Raw genomic sequence first — 18117 nt, 5'->3', positions numbered from 1 at the left:
AAAATTATCTATTTAGAAATTAAATTTAACATTATACACCGATTTATTGATTAGGACGGATATATCCTTCTGCTTCCAATTTTTTTAAAGCTCTTTGGGCTGCTGCTATTCCATATCTTTTCCCAACATCATAAGATTCTTGATAAAGTTGGGGAAGAACGGTAATTGTTTTTTTTCCTAAAGGTGTCTGATAAAATATAATAAGTTGTTTGATTTCTTCATTAGTAAAGTATTTATTATAAATAGGAACAATTTCAGTTACAATATCATCTGATTTTATTTCAGCAGCAAAATTATCCCAAAACTTTTGAGGTACTTGAGGATAAGTAGACTTAAAATCATTTAATAATTGAGTGATGATTTGTCGAGAAATATCTTTGACACCAGTTATTTCAAACAACTTCTTGATATTATTAGTTTTTTCTATTTCTTGAGCATTACTACTTGGTGCAATAGTATTAGTTGGAGTTTGAGCAAAAGCAGCCCTATTGAAGGTTGTTACTAAGGAAAGTACAACTGCTACAAACAAAAAATTTATCTTCATTGATGTAAATTTATTTTTAAGAGAGGATTATTTAGGTAAGTTTGACAAATGAAGAACCATTGTGAGTAATAGTCTCAAATTATTATCCTTAAATTTACCATACAAGTCATTCTTTTACTACCTTTAGGGTGCGTAAACTATTATCAGTACAACCACTGATCAATCCTCCCATTGCCTGGATTTGTTGCAGATAGTCAAGGACGGGTTTGGTGATGACTTCTCCCGGCATTAACACAGGAATTCCTGGGGGATAGGGACAGACGATTTCTGCACAGATGCGTTTATTGGCCTTTGTCAAAGGTAGTATTTCACTAATAGCAAAAAAAGCTTCACGGGGAGAACAACATAAAGCATGACACTGTATAGTGAAAAGCTCGTGCCAAAGATGGCTTTTAACAATTAAGTTGGTTCGGCGATATTCTTTGGCAAGAGTGGTAAAAGCTTGCACTAATTGCTCAATATCAGCTGAGGTGTTGCCCAAACTGATGATAAAGGTAAGATGTTGTAGTGAGGCAAATTCAGCAGTGACAGCAAATTTTTCATCCAGAATTTCATCTGCTTCAAATCCGGTTAAACCTAAACCAGAAACAGTGACAGTTAGTCGCGTTTTATCTAAAGCTATAAAGCCGAAGGATTTTTCTAACTGAGGCATTTCCAAAACTGATAATCCAGGAATTTGACTGATTTTTGTTCTAGCTTCATCAGCAAGTTGCAAAGTGCGAGACATCAGCATTTTTCCGTAGAGTGCCATTTGCTGACGCGCTGCATCTAAAGAAGCTAAAAGCAAATAACTAGGACTGGTAGACTGTAAGAGTTGCAAAGCTTTAGTGATGCGATCGCAATCAATCCTGTTACCTCGAACGTGCAACATCGATGCCTGTGTCATCGCACCAAGTACCTTGTGGATGGATTGTACAGTTAAATCTGCACCTGCGGCTAAAGCTGGAGTGGGTAATTCGGGATGAAAGGCAAAGTGTGCGCCGTGTGCCTCGTCTACAAGTAGAGGGATATTATACTGATGTGTGATGTTAGCGATCGCCCTTAAATCTCCACAAACACCGTAATATGTTGGGTAGACTGTCAACACTGCTTTAGCGTCTGGATGCAGTTGAAGTGCAGATTGTAGGGTATTGGGCGTGATGCTATGGGCAATATCTAAAACTGGATCGTATTCAGGATTGAAAAAAATTGGTATAGCACCGGAGAGAATTAAACCAGCGATCGCAGATGAATGTACATTGCGAGGCAAAATGATTTTATCACCCGTGCCACAGGTAGCGAGAATTGCCGCTTCAATACCACAGGTAGAACCATTGACAAGGAACCATGTTTGCGAAGCGCCAAAAGCTGCTGCTGCTAGTTGTTGTGCTTCTTGAATAACGCCTTGGGGTGCAAAGAGATTATCTAAATCTGCTAATTCAGTTAAATCAGCGCGAAAGACGGCTTTACCAAGTAGATCAGCCAAAGGTTGAGAAATTCCCTCACCTAGTTTATGTCCTGGGGTGTAAAAAGGCGCATGAGGTCTTGCTGCATTGGCTTTTAAGGCATCTAATAAAGGTATTTGGTTTTGATTGAGCATTTAATAATTCGTAATTCAAACTACAAGAAAGGTAAGTTTATTAGTGTACAGAAATAAATTATTCCTGATGCACAGCATGAGGTAATAATTACGAATTATGAAATTATCAGATGAGACCCTATCATAAAATCCCAATTTTTGAGTGTGGTGAACCGCTAATCAAGATTCCTTTAGAATTGTTTGCGGTAGAATCTCCCCATCCTTATGAAAAGTTAGGTGCGCCTTATGGCGATAGCTCTCCTTATTATCTCCGTCAGAGCGTTATTGAAAACTTGCTGCAAGCCCAAAATTATCTTAATCTTCTGCATCCTAACTGGCATATCCAAATTTTTGATGCCTATCGCCCGATCGCAGTTCAGCAGTTTATGGTAGATTACAGCTTCGCGCAAGCAGTACAAAATAGAGGACTGACTGATGTAGAGTTATCATCAAACCAAAGCCAAGAAATTTGGGAAGCGGTTTATGCAATTTGGGCTACACCAAGTTTGGATGAAAGAACTCCGCCTCCTCACAGTACTGGTGGGGCGGTAGATGTAACGCTAGTAGATGATACAGGGCAAATAGTAAATATGGGTTCGCCAATTGATGAGATGTCAGAGCGATCGCATCCCGATTATTATGCCAATAGCGATCGCTCACAAGCGCAAAAGTATCATGTTCACCGTCAGTTATTGCATGATGTAATGTTAAAAGCCGGCTTTCAACGCAATCCTAGAGAGTGGTGGCATTTTTCTATCGGCGATCAAATGTGGGCTTGGCTGAATAATCAATCTAATCCAGCTAATCCTGTCACCGCACGTTATGGGCGTCTTTTATAAATACGTTATGCATCTTGAGGATTTAACTCTTTTAACTCGTCGGTGGTGTAAGTACCAATAGGAGTCCAAACTAAATAGGGAAGAAGTAACAGCGCCGCCATTAAAGAAATCGGCAAAACGCAGATTGCGAGAACAACGCCTGAAATCAAACCGATTAGCCCAAGGATTTCTCCAGCTTTGAGACTGCGAAACCTCAACATTATAGGTATGTAGGCAACGGTGATAATTTCCACCACGAGATATAAAGCCATTAATAGCCAAGTAATTAGGCTTCCGGGATTTTTTTGCCAGGCAATAGTAGCTGAAGCTGCACCACTGATAAAAATCACAGTCCAGATCACCGGAATTAGCGGCTCAAAAACTAGCCAGCGAGGGCGACTTAATCGTGCAAACCATTTCACATCACGCGGCGTAATCAAGAAACTACCAAAGGCGATGAAGAAAGTTACAGCCCCAATTATTATCCAAGATGGAATCATAATGCACTCAAGTTTTGTGTATTTTGTCAAGTCATACACTGCAAGTTTGACAATTTAGGCTAGATGTTTAATCATTCTCTGGTGCGATTCTTAGGCATCTTGAGGATTGAGACGGCTCATCTGCCAAGTGGTATAAGTACCAATAGGACTCCAGAGCAAATAAGGAACTAGTAATAGTGCTGCCCAACCAGAAAACCCTAAGACTGCAAGTATCAATAAAATATTAATAATCAAACCTGTGCCACCGAGAATTGTGCCCACTTTCAGACTGCGAAGCTTAAACATTACAGGCGTATAGGCGATGGTAACAATTTCTAATAGCAGATATAAACCCATGATTAACCAAGTTGAGGTGCTTCTTGGGTCTTTTTCCCAGACAATATAAGCTGACCAAGCACCGCAAATAAATATTACAGTCCAAATAATCGGAATTGCACCCTCAAAAGTTAGCCATCTTGGTCGTTGTAAACGCTTGAACCATTGGCGATCGCTAGGCGTAATCACGTTCGCTGCCAAAGCAACCAAGAAAGCCACGCCCCCAATCACCATCCAAGATTTAATCATACCCATTAGTCCTTTACAAGCGCTATCTATCGCTTAATATCACTCTTTATAGTGTAATTTTGTCAATTTAATTGCTAATTACTCATCATCCCTGAGTTTGATCCCTTCACACCGTTTGGCAGGAATTTAAATTATAGGTATTGGGAATGGAATGGGGTATTGGGCATCGCTACCGCTTTGGAGGTGTTGGCGTAGCCTGCCGTAGGCATAGCTTTATGCAACACTCTATTCTTTTTGTTGATGAAATCTAATCCCTAAAAAGATGTCGTAAACAAACTCAAAAAAGTCCTTTTTCTGCAACAACCCTGAAGTTTGATAACATCCTTTTTCATCTAACAAAGGCTTCATCAAATAATAGCTAGGTTGGTAATTATACCAAGGAATAGAAGGCCACAAATGATGAATTAAGTGGTAATTCTGTCCCATAATCAGGATATTAAGAATTGGGTTAGGATAGACGCGAGCATTTTTCCAGCGATCGCGCTCTGCAAAAGGACGATGGGGCAAATAGTCAAAAAATAATCCTAGTGCTATCCCCACCACAAAAGCCGGTATAAACCAAAAATTGAGAATGTAACCCAAAAAGTGATATTGCACTGAGATATAAACAATTACACCAACAATTAAGCGGCTAATAAACCACTCTAATAGCTCATATTTACGCCACAGTTGCCGTTGAAAGAAAAACACCTCGTGGTATAAAAACCGCACTGCAATCAGCCACAGCGGCCCACCCGTAGAGACATAATGATCTGGGTCGTCTTTAGGATGGTTAACATGACCATGATGCTGTAGATGCACCCGTGTAAATACTGGAAAAGCAAAAGCTAGCATCAACGCACTGCCATGCCCTAACATCGCATTCATCACCCGGTTGCGATGGGCTGATTGGTGACAGGCATCATGAATTACTGTTCCAGCACAATGCAAAGCAATCGTGTTAATGCAAAAGCATAGCCAGTGCGGCCATTCCCAAAGCCAGTAACCAAAGTTGGATAACACCAGGATGGCTACAGCTACAGAAAATAACAGTAGCGTCGGATTGAAATCACCAGGAGGCGCTAAAAATTCCTTGGGTGGGATTGTCAGTGGCTTTTGTGCCTCCGATGCGATCATCTTTAAGATTGACTCCTTCTTAAGCAGACATTACGAATATACGATAAATATTAGTGAATAATAAAGTTTTGCAAAGTTTTATATAGCAAGATTTATCCACAGCTTTGCATATTCGGCAGATGAATAACGCTATGATTCCAGACGAAGCCTAGTCTTTACTGATAAGTGGGGTATGACAATCGGCAAGAAGTTAATGGAATAAACCCCTTCGTGGGAAAGATGGATACAAGATTGATGTACTATATCTACTCTATCCTACAGCCCCCACTCTCCCATAAACCCTCTCTAACTGTTTATATCTTATTGATATAGCAGTGACTGAAAAGGAGATGCCACTTAAGTTACGATGACTTCCCAGATAGCTCCCTAACTTCAGCCCCTATGCAATTAAGAGATTCTCTGCGCCGGACAAAAATTGTCGCTACTATTGGCCCCGCCACTAGCAGTCCTGAAATGCTCAAGGCGATTATTGAAGCGGGAGCCACGACGCTGCGGCTAAACTTCTCCCACGGAACTCATGCCGACCATCAGCGTAGTATTCGCTTAATTCGGCAAACCGCTTTTGAACTAAATCAGCCAGTGGCTATTCTCCAAGACTTGCAGGGCCCAAAAATTCGCTTGGGAAAGTTTGACAACGGGTCTATAGTTTTGGCAAAAGGCGATCGCTTCACCTTGACAAATCGTCCAGTGATCGGTACGCAAGAAATTAGCTGTGTCACCTACGATTATTTAGCCGAAGAAGTCCCAGTTGGGGCAAAAATCCTCCTTGATGACGGACGAGTAGAAATGCTGGTGGAGGAAATTAACCGGGACAAAGGTGATTTGCATTGTCGCATCACCGTGCCTGGTAAACTTTCTAACAATAAAGGCGTAAACTTTCCCGGTGTTTACCTGTCAATCAAGGCAATGACCGACAAAGACCGAGAGGATCTAATGTTTGGTCTAGATCAGGGTGTCGATTGGGTGGCACTTTCCTTTGTCCGTAATCCCCAGGACATGATCGAAATTAAAGAACTAATTTCCAGTACAGGCAAGCAAGTGCCAGTGATTGCCAAAATTGAAAAGCATGAAGCCATTGAACAAATGGAAGCGGTTCTGGCTTTGTGTGATGGCGTGATGGTTGCTAGAGGCGACTTAGGGGTGGAATTGCCAGCAGAAGATGTTCCGGTACTGCAAAAACGGCTAATTGCCACAGCAAATCGCTTGGGGATTCCGATCATCACCGCTACTCAGATGTTAGATAGCATGGTGAGCAATCCCCGTCCCACTCGCGCTGAAGTATCGGATGTGGCAAACGCGATTTTAGACGGCACGGACGCGGTGATGCTCTCCAATGAAACCGCCGTGGGTAGCTTCCCTGTAGAAGCAGTAGCGACGATGGCGCGAATTGCCGAGCGTATGGAGCAGGAAGAAGCCCAAAACCTAAACTTGCGTTCTTTGAGAGATGCCCGACGCTCGATTCCCAATGCAATTAGTCAAGCTGTTGGTCAAATTGCCGAACAACTAGGCGCAGCCGCAATCATGACCTTAACCCAAACAGGGGCAACAGCTCGCAATGTCTCTAAGTTTCGTCCTCGCACACCGATTTTGGCTGTAACACCCCATGTAAATGTGGCGCGGCAGCTACAGATGGTCTGGGGAGTCAAACCGCTGTTAGTGCTAGGATTACCTTCCACCGGTCAGACATTTCAAGCTGCGATTAACGTGGCTCAAGAACTTCAGTTACTGTCCCAAGGAGATTTAGTAGTAATGACTGCTGGCACACTCCAGGGAATTTCTGGCTCCACAGATTTGATTAAGGTAGAGGTAGTAACGGCAGTACTAGGTCACGGAATTGGACTAGGACAAGGTTCAGTGAGTGGTCGCGCACGGGTGGCAAGTACTGGTATGGATGTGAGTAACTTTAATCCCGGAGACATATTGGTTGCACCCCGCACTAGTGCAGATTTTGTGGAGGCAATTCGGAAATCTGCCGGGATTATTACTGAAGAAGAAAGTCTCACAAGTCACGCAGCAGTGATTGGCTTACGTCTCGGTGTACCAGTGATTGTGGGCGTGAAGCAGGCAACGCAGGTGATTCGAGATGGGGCGATTATAACGCTGGATCTGCAACGGGGTTTGATTTACTCTGGGGCGCTGAGAACGGCTTAGGACTGGGGACTGGGGACTGGGGACTGGGGAGGCAGGGGAGCAGAGGAGAAGTTCAGTAAGTTTTCCCCTCTGCCCAATGCCCAATGCCCCATGCCCCTTTACTAAACAGTTGCGATCGCAGCCCCAAGCCAGCCAGCAAAGTTTTGCTGCTGTTTGGAGTTAGGATGCTCAACAGGCTTTACTTGATATTTAGTTGGATGTGGTGATGCCAGGGTGATGGAATAAGTACGGAGTTCGTCTTGGTGGAAAACTGCGACTTGGATGGTATCGTTTGGTTGGTAATCTTTCAAGCGATCGCTTAAGCCACTCGCCGTTACCTTAATCCGATCAATTGCTAACAACTCATCACCTGCATCAATTCCCCCTACTTGTGCAGGTGAACCAATTTCCACAAACTTAACCATCTCCCGCCCATTTTCTGTATTTATTCTCACGCCCAGGTAAGGTTCTTCTTGCTGTTCAGCTACCAACTGCAAGCCAAAGGGTTCTAAATACTGATTGAAAGGCAAATCATCAGTACTATCAATGTAGCGTTTAAAGAAATCAGTCAAATCAATTCCGGCGACAGATTCAATAACTTCCTGCAACTGTACTGGGCTATAGCCAATTTCATCTTTCCCAAATTGCTGCCACATTTTCAGCATCACGTCATCGAGGGAGCGCTGATTGTTGTGAGTAGAGCGAATCAGTAAATCTAGCAACAACGATACCATTTCTCCCTTTAAATAGTAGGAAATTTGGGAATTACCGCTATTGGCATCCGGGCGATAGAGTTTTATCCAGGCATCAAAACTCGACTCAGAAACGGGTTGTACCTTGCGCCCCGGTGTCATTTCATATCTGGTAATTTCCTTGCCTAAATTATTCAAATACGACTTAACATCATAAATTCCCGCCCGCAAAGGAATTAATAAGTCGTAGTAACTAGTAGTGCCCTCACAAAACCACAATGATGGTGTATAGTTTTCTTGGTCGTAATCAAAAACCTCTAATGCTTTTGGGCGAATTCGCTTGACATTCCACAAGTGAAAGAACTCGTGTGCAACTAATTGAAGAAAGCGATGGTACTTATCCTGAGCGCGAAATCCAAAACGTTGGTAAATTAAGGAGCAAGAGTCTTTATGCTCCAAACCGCCAAAAGCTTGGCTAAATAAATGTAGCAAAAACACATATCGTTCATAAGGCAAACCGCCGAACATCTGCGCTTCTACTTGAACAATTTTTTGGATATCAGCAATCAGCTGCTGAACTTGGTAATTACCTTGCCCCCAGATTGCCAATTCATGGGGTTTTCCTAATATCTCAAATTTATACGATTGGTGGCAACCAATTTCAAAGGGAGTATCAACCACAGTATCAAAATCGCTAGCCAAGAAAGTATTTGTTTCTTCACCAATGGGTGGTAAGGCAGTAGTTACTTGCCATTCCGGCTGTGGCGGTACGATGGTAATGCGAATGGGTTGCTTATCCCAGCCAGGTATCCTAAAAAATAGTGCCGCACCATTGAAATAACCGTGGGTAGCATCTAAGTGATTTGTCCGTACCGATAGCTCATTGGCAAAAATCCGGTAACGTACAGTTAATTCTGAAATACCTATTTTCTCTATCTGCCAATGATTTTTACCGATCTTCCGCCAATTTAAAGGCTTATTCTCTGCAAAAGCCTCAAAATCCTGTAAATTCTTGGCGTATTCCCGGACTAAATAGGAACCAGGTGTCCATACTGGCAGTTTTAAATCAAGAATTGGTGAGGAATAATCCACAAGGTGTAAAGTAATCTCAAACAGATGGGTTTCTGGTTGGGACATTGCCACCAAGTAATGAATTGTTGGCTCGGTTTCTTGGAGATAAGTGTTGGGGCGAGTTGCTGTTGCTTCAGTCATCTTGCGTGCTGAGTTAATAATCAACGGGTAGTTTTCCCCATCATGACAAATTTGCTTTTAACATCGCACACAAAATGTCTTTCGTTGATCGTCATTCAAAATCTTTGGCGTTAAACTCACAAAGAAGCAAGCTATGGAAAGCGTCTTGTAGAGAATCGCATAAAGCAATTACACTTTGCCAGCCAAGTTCATCAACTGTTTGAAGTTCACAAGATAAATGATATTATTGGCACTATCAATTTTTATCCACCCTTTTTCATGTAGTTTTTCCATGATTTTGGTGGTTTCTTCAACGCCGATTTCTGTCACCTCTGCTAAATCTTTAAAGGGAATGTTAAAAATTTCTCTTCCTAAGTCTGATTCCTGACCATAGCTTTCACCCAAAGTCACTAGGGTATGAGCGAGTTTGACGGCTGGTGGTGAAGACCGCATTTGTAAACGCAGGTTAATTTGCCGCAATCGCCGCACCATCAGTTGCAACATTCGGTGATGTAACTGTGGGTCTTTAAACAATATTTGAATAAACCGCTCTCTGGAGATACTAAGCAACTTCACCGGTGAAAGGGCAATGACATCAGTTGAGCGTGGAGATTCATCCAAAATTGCCATTTCTCCAAAAAAATCGCCACGCCCAAAAATTGCCAAAGCTACTGAATCTTCCCCGACGGTACGCCGGACTTTGACCCAACCAGAAACCACGAAGTAAACGGCATTACCCCAGGCATCTTCCATTACAACGGCTCGCCCAGATGGGTATTCATGTTCAATTGCAACGTTGAGTAGCCATTCCAATGTCTGTGGATTGGCTGTACTCATTAATGGGAAAAGTTCACTAAAAACCTCAGTTAGCATGAAATATTTGTAACAATAGGATTTAATAGCGGGAAACTAACTTTGCTACTATTCAGTTTGTTTAAACCGTAATCTTACTCAGAATACGATCGCAAAATTTGTATTATTTGAGATGAATCTCTAAGCTCTATTAGTCTAGGATTCCATTACAACATAACAATTATGTATGCGAACGAAATCAGCGTTTTCACTTACTGACGGATGATTTACTCTTTGTTAGTAGATTGCTATCTAGTGCCAGTATTTTGATCTGTTGGTCTAAATTTTTTACTAATTGATTCAGGGCAACTAGAGCTTCTAATTGCTGAGAATCAAAGCTAGAATTCAATAAAAGTCGTTCTTGTAGTTCATGTAACTTGATGCTTAGTTGCTGAGAAATTCCTAAAGCATCGCGGCCTAGACGTGTTAACTGCTGTTGTTGATAGAATTTTAATGCTGCTCCCCGCAATACTTGGAGTGTTGCCTCTTCGCCGTAGATTCCTGGCATGACTCGCAAGCGTAATAATAAGCGATCTTTTTGATATACGTATTCCTTTTCTACCTGTTTTGGTTCTGCAACCGTGGTTACAGGCAGGGAAGCAAACCGCTTTAATTCATTCAGTACTCCTTGGAAAACTGAGAGCGGCAGTTTGTCTAATACAGACTGCAAAACTCCATTGTCACTCCACAGTATTCTGCCTTCATAAGCTTGTCTTTCTAAGTACAGCCGACCGATTCCCCCAGCCAAGATTCGCCTTAGTAATTCTTCTAGTAATTTCTTGGGTGGTAGTGTTATTGGCAACTCAATTGAATCCAGTAGGTTAAAAGCTTGTGTGGGCAAAATAGATAAATTGTTTGATGATGCAATTTCAGAGGTTTCTTCCGGTTGAGTTTTGGAAGTAAGGTTAAAGAACGTTGTAATTTGAGATGATTGGTCTAGCTCTGAGATAGGAGGTAATACCTGTTGCCCAGGATGTTGATGATTTTGTGTCTGAAATACCGTCAATATTCGTTGCTGATTTGATTTTGAGTCGGCATTTAGGGAGGGAATAGGTGTGTCGGCAATCGTACTTACTCTATTTGTTGAAAAAGAGTCCGCTGTTAGCTGATGCAGCTGTACAGCATCTGGCTGAGATGTATTCTTATGGTTGAGGTAGGCTGATAGTATTCTGCGGTGGGCATCGGCTCTGATCGCCTCAATCACCATTGTGCAATTGATATAAGACAAAATGCGACTAACATAATCTAGGGCTTCGCTGTCTTCTGGATAAACCATACCTACCAAGAGGTTTTTGTCTTCTAATTCAAAGGGCAAAATCTGGTGGTAGAGGCAAGCTTCAATGCATAAAAGATGATCGATCAGGTGGAATATTTGTTCGCGATCGCCTCCTTCCTCCCACCTAGTTTGAGCGGCAGTTAGCATTTGCTGTCTATTTGCTGCGGTATCATTTAGTTCGCCCTTTGAAGACAACATAGATTTGATTTTTTAGTATTTACTTATATTTTGCCTTTAATTCAATAAGTAGTTAATAAAGATACTTTGTTAAATTGTTAAAATTCCAATTATATATACTTAAGTAAATGTAAGTAGAATATGAATTTTAGATTAAAAACTAGGGATAATACTGACTATTGAGCATTGGGTATTAATCATTCCCCCCTGCTCCCCTGTTTTTGATTCTCCATTTTCCACTACCGGCTACTCCTGGGTTCTCAAAGCTTGGGCTGCAAGATAGACTTTCGTCCATTCGCCTAGTACTTGATGGGTTTTAAGTTTTAACTGCTGGGCTATGACTTCTATTGAATTACCCGCTCTGCGCAAATCTAGAATTTGTCGTCCTAGAGTAGTCAATTTTTCATCAAGGTGTTGCCATTGGTTTTGAGTTAATCCCAAGTTATGTTCTTGCAAGGAAATTGAGAGCCAGTTGTCTACGAGTTCTGGATTACCTTTGAGGGCAAAAACACGTACAGCATGGTAGCTAATTTTTTCTCGCAGACGGTAGACTTCTTTTGTTGGCTTATTTAGTCTTTTGGAAATCTCTTCCTGGGACTTACCTTGCAGATACAGTCGTAGCCATTCCACTGCTTCTATACCGAGATTTTCTTGTAAATAATTTTCAAATTCTTTTTGTACTGATTGGCGCAGCCCTTGTTGTTCCTCTTGTTGTTGTGCTTCTTGATATTCTGCGATCGCCTGACTATCGACTAAGTTAACTCGATTGTCACTGTCCTCTGTAAGAACTTCTTCTGACACTAATCTAACCAAGTCACGACCAGGTACTTGGGTTAAACCACCGCGCTGAGTACGACGCAAATAATTCACAAATCGGTAAGCTAATAGGGGTTGATTCCGTACTGGCCGCAGACAATATTCTTCTACACTGGCAAATAATAGAGCATCCCCCAATCGTCTATCGGTTGTATATTTGGCAATATCAACCATTTGTTGTTGCATCTGAGTGTCGCTTTGAAGTAACTCTTGGAGTACTTCTTGTAATACATCGATTACACTACGTTGGCGATCGCGGCTGAGGGAAACCCAAGTCTGAATCTTATTCCGTAATGTTACTAAACTCCCCAATCGGGTTATCAAGTTGCGATATGCACGTTCTCGCCCCAGTCCCAAGTAACGTTGACGTAAAATCCTCCAGCGATATTCCATCGCTTGCCTGGCGATATCGAGTTCTTTGGGATCATACAGATCGAACCGTTTTGAGTCAGATCCCAACAGCCAGAGAATAATGCTTTGCCTCGCAGCTTCATTTTGGTCTGGACATTCCACGGCCAAGCGCTTTTGCCAATCTAGAGCCAGTTTTTCCACATCCATTGTCATAGTGAGATTGCATTCCTCGAAACTCAATTTTGAAGTTTGCATCACAACCCCCATTCGCCCCACCTAATTGTTTAACTGGCAGCTGCCTAGATTTCATGAGTTTCATGAAAATAGCTCAGTGATTCTACTTTTATTACGTTTAAATTCACTAACATTATGCAGAAATTTCTAACATTGATGTTTTGCTTGCAGTGAAAATTGTCCAAAACCAATGTATATCTAGCTTTCGGGAGCATTATATTAATTTAAACTTTTTGTAAAGTTATGTATTGTAGTTGAGAACAGAAATCTGCTTCAAGTTGGAAGATACCCATGCACGAAATGTATCGCAGAAATTTGACATTTTGTAACAGATTGAGGAACGAATCTAATTTAACTCAATGTTAGACGTTATTCCACCCGTATAAGTTTCAACTCTCTAAAACTCCTTACGTAGTAGAATACTTAGTTAAATCTAAATATCCTTGGTATTAATGAGATTTTGCCCTAGAAGATTTCCCAACCCTTCTGATAAATTGACTTAATTCCCTACTTTTTAAAGAGGATCGCGCCTTATCTGAATCGTATTAAGTCGTATTTTCTAATATTTGCTGGTTTTTTAAGTGTATATACGGTTCTTAGCGGTTTTAAAGGTTATTTATTTAGCAAGTAGGTGTATAAAATATTAGATAAATACTATCGTTATAGCGCATAATTAGTCTTAGTATCCTATGTGGCAATATCTACGACGATCTATGCCTACCTATTCTGGATAGTAGGGATTGATAGGCAAATTTATCTTTTTTAAACTAGCTTCAGTCACAACTAGATATTTAATATTGCTAAGTTCTTCTTAAAGCTTTTATATTTATAAAAATGAATAGTCAACAGTCAATATTGGTTTTGACTATTGACTTTGACTGTTGCTTTCCTTCTGCCTCAAAATTCAACTTATGCAAAATCTAAAAACAGAAAAGTTTGTAATCCTCTAAAGTTTTGATAATCAGAAGCCTGACAAGAAACTTCTGTTTTAATTCATTTATGGGAATTTTTTGTTTTGAATTCCCCTACAGGAGGTTAAATCTATCGATTGTTCGATCTACCAACAATGGGATTTTCTACAGATTCTCGATAGCTTTGGACTTGTTCTGTGTAAGCAATTGGCAGAACAGCTTCAACGTTTTCATGGGGACGAGGAATAATCACCCAGGATTCTAGAGTACCGCCAAAAACATTTTCTGCGGCTTCAATACCAGCAGCCATAGCTGTCTTTACTTCAGAAACATCGCCACGAATATTAACTGTAAAACGGGCGCTACCCACTCTGATATAACCAACAAGGGTAACTCGACCAGCTTTGAGCATAGCATCTGCTGCTGCTAGCACCGCAGGAAAACCTTTAGTTTCAAGTGCTCCAACTGCCTGTAATGACATTATTAATCTCCTGTATGAATAAACGATATGGGGGCTACAAGTTAATTGTACGAAGCTTCGCTACAGATAATGAATACCAAAATTGCTTAAAAGATGCGGAAAGGTTCTGATTCTTCAGTGAAATGGATTGGTAATATGGTTTCGACATTTTTCGGGGGATTGGGAACAATGTAGTGGGTAATTACTGCACCAACCTTTACTTGCTCTCCAGCCGCGATTCCGGCTTCAACAGCTCTTTTTACCTCAGCAACGCGTCCCCGGACGGCGACTAACAAACGAGCGCTTTCAGCTTGACCATAGTACACAATTGTGACTTCGCCAGCTTTAACCATTGCATCTGCCGCTGCTAAGACACTCGGAAAACCTAAAGTTTCAATTACGCCAACGGCCATTGGCATAGCATTAGCTCCTGGATTAAGGGATAGGCGATTTTAATTGTACGTGGCTTTAGTCCCAATTTTGACATTTTGGAAAACTTTCTTTTATGCCATAATTTTTGGAGGAGTAGAGACGCGATTCATCGCGTTTTTTGGGAGTTAGAATATTTTGATAGCCCACTGGTTTATATTTTATATATTACAAATAATACCTCAGCATCTTAGATTGTGTAAGTTTATTGTTTGACAAAATCAGTTATGCGTGGAAGCAAGCTAGTACAATAAACTGAAATTTATGTTTCCAAATTTTCTTCCTACAGCAGTTGAGCAACTAACAGAACCTACTTCGAGCGCACTAGCTCGGAGTATTCAAACAACTGCGTAGACGCGAAGCGGCTTGTCGTCAGACATCGCTACTCCTTTAACTAATCAAGCAGTTACCACAACATTTGTCAAGCAAGGGTGTGGTGGAACTCCGATTTTATTAATTCACGGCTTTGACAGTTCTGTATTAGAATTTCGGCGGCTTTTGCCATTACTTTCGGAAGATAATGAAACTTGGGCAGTGGATTTGTTGGGTTTTGGGTTTACAGATAGACTCTCAGGAATTGCCTATAGCCCAATTGCGATTAAAACCCATCTTTATTATTTCTGGAAAAGTCTAATTAACCAACCTGTAATTTTAGTGGGCGCTTCGATGGGGGGTGCGACGGCGATTGATTTTACGCTAGCTTACCCAGAAACAGTCAAAAAGCTGGTGTTAATTGACAGTGCAGGGTTAGCGGGTGGTTCGCCATTGAGCAAATTCATGTTTCCCCCATTAGATTATTTAGCAACTCAGTTTTTGAGTAATCTGAAGGTGCGCGATGTCTGACGACAAGCCGCTCCGCGTCTACGCGTTTCCCGCATTGGATATAAAAATCAAACTCTCGCCTCTGTTGATGCGTTATATTGTGGGGCATTACACTTACAAATGCCGAGCTGGCATCAAGCTCTAATTTCTTTCACTAAAAATGGTGGTTACAGTGCTTTTAGACTTGAGACTGTATCACAAATTGGGCAACAAACATTAATTTTATGGGGCGATTCTGATAAAATTTTGGGTACTGAAGATGCCATAAGATTTAAAAAGGCAATTCCACATAGTACTCTTACCTGGATTGAAGATTGTGGTCATCTCCCACACTTGGAACAACCACAAATCACCGCACAGCATATTTTAGACTTTCGAGTTTAAACATATCTCTAACCTCAATAAACTCCAAAGATTTAGACTTGCACTTGGTAATTTAGGTTTAATTCATCTCCTGTTGTTCCCCGGATACCCCAGTTATGTTTTGGGGTTTCTGTAATCATGATTTCTATATCTACAGGTGCAATTGCAACTTGTTCAGATAAACGAAAAAACAATAACCTAATTAGTTTTTTTTCGTTTCAATAGTGCGTCCCTCAAACATACTAATCTCAATGATGATGTATTTCTCTGAACGTCCTACGGGGTAGATGAAATCATCGGGTTCGAGAGGAAAGAACCGATGGATACGCTTGTCTTGAGGATATATTAAAGCTTCAACAACGCAAGAATGAATTGCGTCAGAAATGGCACTGCGAGAATGACGGATAAATGAAGCAGTGCCATAGATTTTGATTTGTACCATTAACCTTTACTTAACTGATTAACTGACTTTAGTCAAGTAACCACATCTCATTAGAACTATCAGGATACTCATTTGGTTGATTTTGAGGTTGATTTTGAGCTAGTGTTTCTGATGACCGATGTGATTTTTTGTAGGTGAGTGGATTGTAATGGTCTTTTACTGGTTTGATCGCGCTACTTTCTTTGACAACAAGTTTAGATTTCTCTTTTGCTTTTTGTTCTACTTGTTGTTTGAAAGTATTGATTTCTTCTATAAGCTGGGAATTTGATTCTGCAAGTTGCAGTGCTGTTTTTTTGGTTTCGTCAAGTTCTTTTGTTAGCTGTTCTAGTAATGATTTTTGTTCTGATGCAAAGGTTTTTTGTTTAGATAATTTTGATTGCAAATCAGTAATTTCTTTTGCAAGAGATGCTTCTTTTTCGTGGCTTGTTTCTAAATTATCCGTCAATTCTTTGACAGTTGCTTCTAAATCAGCTTTAGTAGGATTTGTACGCTTAGTAGAAGTTGACTCATGTATTTGTGCTGACGATTCTTCATCAGATGAAGCCTCTTCTGCGGCAATTTTTTCAGCAGTAACTTCGATCGCAGATTCACCTTCTGAGGGTGTAAATTTTTCTGCCTCTTCTTGTAGTAAGTCAGAGAGACTTTGTTTCCTAGCCATTATTATTTTCTCCAATCACGCTGTAATTCATCAGCTGCACGACGGTAGTCTAATTCCGCCTCCCGTGCGTTACCTCCTCGCCATTGAGTAATCGCTACACCTTCTAGTGCTGCTCGTTCATGAGCTTTATAGGCACGGATGAAGGTATTACAAGTAGGAATACCTAAGCGAGTTAGAGTGTTTTTTGCTTCTTGTGCTTCCCCCAGACTGCGCGTATCAACTTTGGTGAGCAATACCCGATGGGGGGTTCCCACTGGGATGACGGCTTCCTTAACTGTTTCCACGAGGATTGCTAAATCCATTGCGGCTGGGGGTGTAGGCAAAACTAGATAATCTGCGATCGCAACTACCGCCACTAATGCTTCAGAGCGTAGCGCGGGAGGTGTATCTACCACTACTAAATCGTAACCTGTTATCTTTGCTAAATCACCTAAAAGTGTGGGATCTGTTTCTTGAGATAAATCAAATCCCATTCCCTGCTGACTGCGCCCAAACCACCAACTGGCAGAACCTTGAATATCTGCATCAATCAGCAGCACCTTTTTTTTCTTCGCAAAGTTTGCAGCCAGATTGACTGCGGTAGTCGTTTTACCGACTCCTCCTTTACCGTTGAGAATAGAGATGATTTTTGGCACTGCTTGCTTCCGATGCTGCCTTTTGAGTGCTGAGTTAGGAGTGCTGAGTGCTGAGTTAAGAGTAGAGACGCGACGCCAGTCGCTACAACGGGGAGGCAGCGCGGTCTTGGGGGTTTCCCCCATGAGCGACTGCCGTGGGAACCCCCGCAACGCGCTGGCTCATTAATCGCGTCTGTACAAGAGTTATTATTATCCTCTTTGTTTTCTTTTTCAGTGCCCAGTTTCCAGTCTCTAGTCCCCAATCATGAATATACCGCTTTCTGTAACCCTAATTAACATGAAAAGTCGTAACAATAAAATTCAGAAGCCATCAACTCCACAAAATTTTATGACAACAACTTACAATCTGCCCGATGGGCCTCAAATGCCGCGCTGGTTATGGATGATCAAGTTTATTAGTCAGCCACTAAAATATGTGGATGATTTTGCCCAAACTTACGGTGACACTTTCACGATCAGGAGTAATCGCTCGGATAACCATCTAGTATCCCTCTTCTGTCACTTTCCGGTTATTCTAAATAAAAGGATTAGAAGAAAAAACTCTGCAAGGGAGGTAGGGCAATGGATGTAGAATTACA

Annotated in this window: 16 protein-coding genes and 2 pseudogenes; 4 read left to right on the top strand and 14 right to left on the bottom strand. The window is 41.3% G+C overall.

The window, feature by feature from the left end; translation table 11 throughout:
* Positions 1-43 precede the first annotated feature (43 nt).
* Together V7K79_RS19820 and V7K79_RS19815 are read right to left on the bottom strand one after the other, a co-directional pair.
* A complete protein-coding gene (locus V7K79_RS19820; protein WP_335049700.1) occupies positions 44-544 on the bottom strand; it encodes a DUF2059 domain-containing protein in 501 nt (166 codons plus the stop codon).
* Between the two features lie 106 nt (positions 545-650).
* Complete coding sequence (locus tag V7K79_RS19815; protein ID WP_335049699.1) at positions 651-2123, bottom strand: aminotransferase class I/II-fold pyridoxal phosphate-dependent enzyme; 1473 nt, start codon at positions 2121-2123, stop codon at positions 651-653.
* Between the two features lie 110 nt (positions 2124-2233).
* On the opposite strand from V7K79_RS19815, the gene V7K79_RS19810 reads away from it, so the two are divergent.
* Positions 2234-2941 carry a M15 family metallopeptidase gene (locus V7K79_RS19810; protein ID WP_335049698.1) on the top strand — a complete coding sequence of 236 codons (708 nt, stop codon included), beginning with the start codon at positions 2234-2236 and terminating at the stop codon, positions 2939-2941.
* 5 nt (positions 2942-2946) lie between these two features.
* On the opposite strand, the gene V7K79_RS19805 is transcribed toward V7K79_RS19810, so the two are convergent.
* The 3 genes from V7K79_RS19805 to crtR all read right to left on the bottom strand — a co-directional run bounded on the left by V7K79_RS19805 (position 2947) and on the right by crtR (position 5100).
* On the bottom strand, positions 2947-3420 hold the full coding sequence (locus V7K79_RS19805; protein ID WP_335049697.1) for a TspO/MBR family protein: 474 nt from the start codon (positions 3418-3420) through the stop codon (positions 2947-2949).
* Between the two features lie 90 nt (positions 3421-3510).
* Positions 3511-3984 carry a TspO/MBR family protein gene (locus V7K79_RS19800; RefSeq protein ID WP_335049696.1) on the bottom strand — a complete coding sequence of 158 codons (474 nt, stop codon included), beginning with the start codon at positions 3982-3984 and terminating at the stop codon, positions 3511-3513.
* 225 nt (positions 3985-4209) lie between these two features.
* A complete protein-coding gene (gene crtR, locus V7K79_RS19795) occupies positions 4210-5100 on the bottom strand; it encodes a beta-carotene hydroxylase (protein ID WP_335049695.1) in 891 nt (296 codons plus the stop codon).
* 381 nt (positions 5101-5481) lie between these two features.
* On the opposite strand from crtR, the gene pyk reads away from it, so the two are divergent.
* Positions 5482-7251: a pyruvate kinase gene (gene pyk / locus V7K79_RS19790; protein WP_335049694.1), complete on the top strand. Its 1770-nt coding sequence runs from the start codon at positions 5482-5484 to the stop codon at positions 7249-7251.
* A gap of 101 nt (positions 7252-7352) precedes the next feature.
* Here pyk and V7K79_RS19785 read toward each other — a convergent pair whose 3' ends face one another.
* The 6 genes from V7K79_RS19785 to V7K79_RS19760 all read right to left on the bottom strand — a co-directional run bounded on the left by V7K79_RS19785 (position 7353) and on the right by V7K79_RS19760 (position 14609).
* On the bottom strand, positions 7353-9134 hold the full coding sequence (locus tag V7K79_RS19785) for a M61 family metallopeptidase (RefSeq protein WP_335049693.1): 1782 nt from the start codon (positions 9132-9134) through the stop codon (positions 7353-7355).
* 168 nt (positions 9135-9302) lie between these two features.
* The gene (locus V7K79_RS19780) at positions 9303-9986 is read right to left on the bottom strand and encodes a Crp/Fnr family transcriptional regulator (protein ID WP_334822408.1); all 684 of its coding nucleotides are present in this window, start codon (positions 9984-9986) and stop codon (positions 9303-9305) included.
* 187 nt (positions 9987-10173) lie between these two features.
* On the bottom strand, positions 10174-11439 hold the full coding sequence (locus tag V7K79_RS19775) for a pilus assembly protein PilB (RefSeq protein ID WP_335049692.1): 1266 nt from the start codon (positions 11437-11439) through the stop codon (positions 10174-10176).
* 225 nt (positions 11440-11664) lie between these two features.
* Positions 11665-12852: a HetZ-related protein 2 gene (locus tag V7K79_RS19770; RefSeq protein WP_335049691.1), complete on the bottom strand. Its 1188-nt coding sequence runs from the start codon at positions 12850-12852 to the stop codon at positions 11665-11667.
* 1008 nt (positions 12853-13860) lie between these two features.
* The gene (locus V7K79_RS19765; RefSeq protein WP_335049690.1) at positions 13861-14211 is read right to left on the bottom strand and encodes a carbon dioxide-concentrating mechanism protein CcmK; all 351 of its coding nucleotides are present in this window, start codon (positions 14209-14211) and stop codon (positions 13861-13863) included.
* Positions 14212-14297: 86 nt separating this feature from the next.
* Positions 14298-14609 carry a carbon dioxide-concentrating mechanism protein CcmK gene (locus tag V7K79_RS19760; protein WP_335049689.1) on the bottom strand — a complete coding sequence of 104 codons (312 nt, stop codon included), beginning with the start codon at positions 14607-14609 and terminating at the stop codon, positions 14298-14300.
* A gap of 274 nt (positions 14610-14883) precedes the next feature.
* Here V7K79_RS19760 and V7K79_RS19755 point away from each other — a divergent pair.
* Positions 14884-15825 (top strand): annotated as a pseudogene (locus V7K79_RS19755) (alpha/beta fold hydrolase).
* A gap of 32 nt (positions 15826-15857) precedes the next feature.
* On the opposite strand, the pseudogene V7K79_RS19750 reads toward V7K79_RS19755, so the two are convergent.
* The 3 genes and pseudogenes from V7K79_RS19750 to V7K79_RS19740 form a co-directional block, all read right to left on the bottom strand.
* Positions 15858-16246: pseudogene (locus V7K79_RS19750) on the bottom strand (tautomerase family protein).
* A gap of 28 nt (positions 16247-16274) precedes the next feature.
* Complete coding sequence (locus V7K79_RS19745) at positions 16275-16904, bottom strand: hypothetical protein (protein WP_335049688.1); 630 nt, start codon at positions 16902-16904, stop codon at positions 16275-16277.
* Positions 16905-16906: 2 nt separating this feature from the next.
* On the bottom strand, positions 16907-17539 hold the full coding sequence (locus V7K79_RS19740) for a ParA family protein (protein ID WP_335049901.1): 633 nt from the start codon (positions 17537-17539) through the stop codon (positions 16907-16909).
* 328 nt (positions 17540-17867) lie between these two features.
* On the opposite strand from V7K79_RS19740, the gene V7K79_RS19735 reads away from it, so the two are divergent.
* Positions 17868-18110, top strand: a complete 243-nt coding sequence (locus V7K79_RS19735) for a hypothetical protein (protein WP_335049687.1) — start codon at positions 17868-17870, stop codon at positions 18108-18110.
* The last annotated feature ends 7 nt before the right edge of the window (positions 18111-18117 follow it).

This window comes from Nostoc sp. (genome assembly GCF_036917575.1).
Lineage (GTDB): Bacteria > Cyanobacteriota > Cyanobacteriia > Cyanobacteriales > Nostocaceae > Nostoc.
This window is presented reverse-complemented; position numbering and strand designations above follow the sequence as displayed.